The sequence below is a fragment of the Clostridium sp. HV4-5-A1G genome (assembly GCF_900184915.1).
In the GTDB taxonomy this organism is placed as follows: Bacteria; Bacillota; Clostridia; order Clostridiales; family Clostridiaceae; genus Clostridium_B; species Clostridium_B aromativorans.
In genome coordinates, this window is sequence record NZ_FXYI02000217.1 from 1 (window position 1) to 5,164 (window position 5,164).

Genomic DNA, 5,164 nt, shown 5'->3' on the forward strand with positions numbered 1-5,164 from the left:
AGTTTATATAATTTATAAATTTGATTAGTTAAACTTATCATTATATAAAATATTCACGTAAATATATGCCACTATAATAGTAGGTTGATTTTTAATTTTCGGTTCGTAACAAACTTTTTTTCATAACTGTTTACTGAACCATATCGTTTTGACATTTTCAGTTCCTCCCTATATTTTTTAAAATTTACGGTTAATGCATGTTGCATAAGTAAAACCCTACAGTATACCGTCCGGTACTGTCCTTATCCTTACATTACTAAACTCCTTGAACTCCTTCTCAAACTTTACGTACTGGCTCTCAAGGCATACAACAATCAGCTTAAACTTATTTGTCCTATTGTAGCGGTTTATTATCTCACTCTGCTTTACCTTAACTATTTTTTCCCCATCATTGGTTACCAGTACAACAACCTGTCCATCACTGGTTGTATAATCTGCATAGGCCCAATCAGGATCGTCGTAATCCTTATAGAGATATCTTACAACCTTCTCCTCTATGTTTTCACTCCCAATCTTTCCAATCAGATTGAAGCCTGCTTCCTGCCATGGAATTATAAGCTGTTCCTTTACATTCAAAGACATCAAACTTTCGTTATATAGAGCCATTACCGTCTTATCTTCGGCCAGCAGTATTACACGTTCCATTTTCCCATTGGAGGCTTTGTTCATTATTTCCTGTCTTACCTCCTGTATATATCTTTTTTTCAAACTTATAGCTCTGCTTACATATTTTGTACTATCTATTTTTCCAAGGTTATATATGAAATAGGACTTACCACTTGTTTTGCTTATTATTTCCCCGTAGTATTTGTCCTTTCTCTCACTTACAATATCCCTATTCTTCAGTTTCCAGCTAGGATATGTATAATACATCTTTTCAATAGCCATCAGTATTTCAGCTACCTTCCCGATACGTGTTCTTATATACTTTCCTGATGCTACTTCTCTTATATTTTCCATTCCCAGTTCTTCTTCAAGGTACCTTCTACCGTTTGCACCAAGACTACAGTATTTATTGTTCTTAACTATATACTTTTCATCAGCCAGCTTTTTTCTCCTTCGTACAGGATACTGAACTGCACCACCATATATTTTATCTATTGTTCTATTGTTTAGAATTCCATATTCTCCTATCTTTTTAAGCAGATATTCATCCCGCTTTTGAATCCTAATCATAACCAGTTCCCTTTCATTCATTTCATGTTTTTTATAAAAAATTATATATTTTTTCTCATTGTTTTCTGCCTTATCTGGCTTTGTTTTATATATTGAAAATGCCTTGAATTTAAAATGGTGATAAAAATCAATTGAGTGCCGTAAAGCACTCTACTTTTGTTTTTTGAAAACCAGTAAATTCAACGGCTACATGTGTTTTTTGTATATACATATTTCACTTAGCAATTTTTAGGTCATTTCTGTACACCTTTTTGAGCCCGCAAACCCGCATTCCTAGGTAGTGATTTTCAAGTGATTTCTGTATACCTTTTTTGGATCAAGAAATACCCTTTTTTATAAACTCGGGAATACTGTCATCTCCAAATATATACAGCTCCATATGTGGATTTTCCCTGTCAAGTAATCCTTCCATTCCATACTTTATAATCTTAAAATTATCATCTTTTATAATTCCTGACTGTCTTATACCATCCAAAAAAGGCTTTATAAATTTGTTATCAACATCGTAAGAACTTACAGGGTTATAGCATTTGAGCCAAACAAACACCTTTTCAAAATGAATGTCATACCCTTTTAAAACATTTCTGGTTTTAGCTTTCCATAATTCCATAAAATAGCCTACTGCCTCATTCCTGGTCTTTATATATATAGTTGGCGGTACTTCAGGTACATATATTTTTATACGAATACCATCATATTCTGAAGTCCAGTTATTTTTCAAAGCATCTCTAAATTTCTTTTCATATTCCGGACTTAATGTTAAAGAACTCACTAATTTCACGTGCTCAGCAGCATTTTTATATAAAAACATTCTGAATCGTTCCAGTGATTTAATCATATCTATCATTTCCCTGGTCTCAACATCACTATTTAACTCAAAAAAAGTATCTATATATTCAATCCTTTCCTCTTTGCTCATAACTCATATCTCCCCCTGTAAAATTAGAACTTAAACATGTCTTCAACCGCACTTGACCACTTGTCCCTGGCATCTTCGGACTCTTTATCCTTATTATCTAAATTGGATTTATCATTATTGTTTTTTATTTCAATACCTGAAGATTTTAACTCATCTATTTCTGAAAGAATTTCTTTTATATCCTGCTTCATATCATTCAAATCATTAATTTTATCTTTATTTTGCACATAGAAATTAAGTGCACTTTTAGTTAAATCTGCTCTTTCTTTATTTGTTTTACATTCTGAAAACAGTTTTCTAATTTCATCATCCTCGTGACTTTTTTTTATTCTAAAACTAATCAGAACATCACCTGTATCCATCACCAACTCCCCTTTTTTCTGAAAATGTTACATAGTAAAATCTTTATTATACAAAGTTCAGATACCCAATTTATATTTTTTGTTACATAATACTATAGACAATTTACTTATATCGTTACATTTTCATCAATTAAACTCTGTAGAATCCTTTAAATCCCGGTATTACAGATATGTTACATCATTTTGTTACATTTTTCATTTCAAGTATATTAATAACGGCTGTGATTACATGCAATTACAGCCGTTACAATTCATATTAATGTCCAGCTTTGGATTTGACCTCAGCAAGCTCTGCAATTTTATGGTATCCAAGTGCATTTCCCATCTGAGAATCCTTGGCCAGCTCCAATTTTAATACTTCGGAAACAGCTTTCAAATAGTCATACATGTCTATACTGCCGCCACCAGATGCAAAAACAGTATTGAAATATGCAATTATATCAGTCCACTTTTTAGTAATTTCATTAAGTACCTTCTCTGCTCTGTCTTTCTTGATATCTTCAATATCCCTGGAAAAATCAAGCTGCTGCCTGTTAAAATATATCTTTCCGGTTTCAATTAATCTAAGCAAGCTGCTGTATATAAGTTCAGTACCATATTTTTCTTTAAATAGAGTACTAACATCATTTTCTATCTGAAACATTCCCCCATCAATAGTACCTGAAAATTCAGGTACATATTGTGGAAATCCATTATCATCTATTCTGAAGACAGCATAATCTACAGTTTTTCCTCCCCAGTCTATAAGCCCAATATAGCTTCCTGGAATGGAATACTTTTTTATATTCTCCCATACGGCTGCATAGATAGCTGCAAGGCCTTGTGGTACAAGTTCAACTCGTTGAAATTTTATATGTTTTTTTATATTGTATTTAGGTACTTCAACGGTCAGGTTGTAATTCAAAAGCATATTTTTAAATATGTCTTTTTGTTGGCTGAAGCTTGAAATTGGCAATCCTGATACTAGGAATATATCTCCTTCTTTTTCAGGAAGCAATATGGAAGATGCTGCTGCCAGACATATTTTATTTTCTATACTATTACATTTATTATCCAGAAAAGTTGATCTGACATTTCTTTCATTTATTGCAGCATTACCAACTTTGAATTTCTCCTTGTACTTACCATTTGAAATAGTTATATAGAGGTTATTTTCAATACCACTATTCCCAGTCTGATTCGAAAAAAATTTTCTGATATCATCATCTACTTCTGCAGATTTATCCTGGGCTATAACCGAGGGAAAGCATACTTTCTTTCCGTTGTCGGCTACACCCTTTGTATATTTGTATCCCAGATCCAATCCTATCTTATACATAGTTGCCTCTCCTTCCTAAAATATATTTTCTCTTTTTGAAAGTTCTGAAATTATATGAATTGAATTTAGCATTATATCCTCCTGCATAAAACTAGGAAAAGATATATACTGCCTGAAATAATTATAAATTGGATGATCCTCTTTAAGGTTTTGTATATATTGAAGGGCATTATCTGCCATTTCAATATCATCCGGCTCATTTATAATTTCTTTAAATTTCTTATCTCCAATCAATACCAAACCTGAAAACCCTCTTATAAAATTCAAATAGAACTGTTCAAAATTAGTAGTACCATGTGATTGCAAATACAGGTGTGTCCTTTGAATTGCCTTGTCAAGAATGACTTGATTCTTCTTCGATAATTCTGTTTTCATGATATGTTTACCTTCCTACAGATATTTTTCTCTTTAACATAATATCCGTATACATATATTATACCAGCCTTGCTGTTTTAAATCTAACCAAAACAAGCCAAAACCGGTTTATGTATACAAAAATTTATGGGACTTTTATAAGAAAGCCCCATAAATATACTTCCTATTTAGTTAGGCTTGTTACAGATACATCTTCTCCCCTATACTTTGACATTACAGCATTGGTTATAGCTGCTCTTGCCTCCCTTGAAATAGGATATACAACATTTTTTCTTGAACCATTTTTCCTTAGCCTGGTTGGAAATCCAAGGAAAATCCCATTGTCTCCATTAACAATCCTTATATCATCTAGTCTTATACTATTGTCAAGAGTAACTGCCACATAAGCAAGTATTCTGTTATTGGGATTGTCCTTTAAAAGAGAACCCGATTTTGATATTCTAATATTTGATATTTCCAAAATTCTACCACTCCTTATATAAGCTTTTATGTTCTTATACAGAATAGCATATATAAAGCATATAAATTATGTCTTATAATTTATATATTCTTTGGGTAATTTCTTGGTATTTTTCTCGGTACTTTTTTGAAAAAAAATTTTAAAAAAATAAGACCTGCCATTACAAGCAGATCTTATTTTCTAGTTTAATTTTCTCTGTTTCAATTTTTCTTTAAATTCTTCAATGGAGTTACTCTTAATCACATCCTCAAATAAAGAATTTAAAGTATCTTCATCTTCTATTTTTTTTATTCTGGACATATAAGACGTATCAGAAAATTTAATCCCAAGCAATTTTTCCAATCCTTGTAATAATCCTTCTTTGCGTCCTTTTTCAATTCCTTTTTCAATTCCTTTTTCAATTCCTTTTTGCTCTACTGCCGGGTCATAGAAAGTTTTAAGCATCCTACTCACCTCTTCACTATAATTTTTAGGTGGAAATTTTTATAATCCAATTTGTAGTCTTTGCCAATAAGTATAATCATAACTATAAACCATATAATTATATTTAATAT

At 31.6% G+C, this 5,164-nt stretch carries 7 protein-coding genes; all 7 read right to left on the reverse strand.

The window, feature by feature from the left end; genetic code table 11:
* Positions 1 to 216: 216 nt before the first annotated feature.
* A complete protein-coding gene (locus tag J5G60_RS16425; protein WP_150358841.1) occupies positions 217 to 1,176 on the reverse strand; it encodes a hypothetical protein in 960 nt (319 codons plus the stop codon).
* Positions 1,177 to 1,492: 316 nt separating this feature from the next.
* Positions 1,493 to 2,095, reverse strand: a complete 603-nt coding sequence (locus tag J5G60_RS16430; RefSeq protein ID WP_150358842.1) for a hypothetical protein — start codon at positions 2,093 to 2,095, stop codon at positions 1,493 to 1,495.
* Positions 2,096 to 2,118: 23 nt separating this feature from the next.
* Entirely contained in the window at positions 2,119 to 2,457 is a 339-nt protein-coding gene (locus J5G60_RS16435) for a hypothetical protein (RefSeq protein WP_150358843.1), read from the reverse strand.
* Between the two features lie 256 nt (positions 2,458 to 2,713).
* On the reverse strand, positions 2,714 to 3,775 hold the full coding sequence (locus tag J5G60_RS16440; RefSeq protein WP_150358844.1) for a ParM/StbA family protein: 1,062 nt from the start codon (positions 3,773 to 3,775) through the stop codon (positions 2,714 to 2,716).
* 15 nt (positions 3,776 to 3,790) lie between these two features.
* A complete protein-coding gene (locus J5G60_RS16445; RefSeq protein WP_150358845.1) occupies positions 3,791 to 4,150 on the reverse strand; it encodes a hypothetical protein in 360 nt (119 codons plus the stop codon).
* A gap of 163 nt (positions 4,151 to 4,313) precedes the next feature.
* Positions 4,314 to 4,610, reverse strand: coding sequence for a SpoVG family protein (locus J5G60_RS16450; protein ID WP_179977726.1), 297 nt, complete (start codon positions 4,608 to 4,610; stop codon positions 4,314 to 4,316).
* 180 nt (positions 4,611 to 4,790) lie between these two features.
* On the reverse strand, positions 4,791 to 5,054 hold the full coding sequence (locus tag J5G60_RS16455; RefSeq protein ID WP_150358847.1) for a hypothetical protein: 264 nt from the start codon (positions 5,052 to 5,054) through the stop codon (positions 4,791 to 4,793).
* Positions 5,055 to 5,164 lie beyond the last annotated feature (110 nt).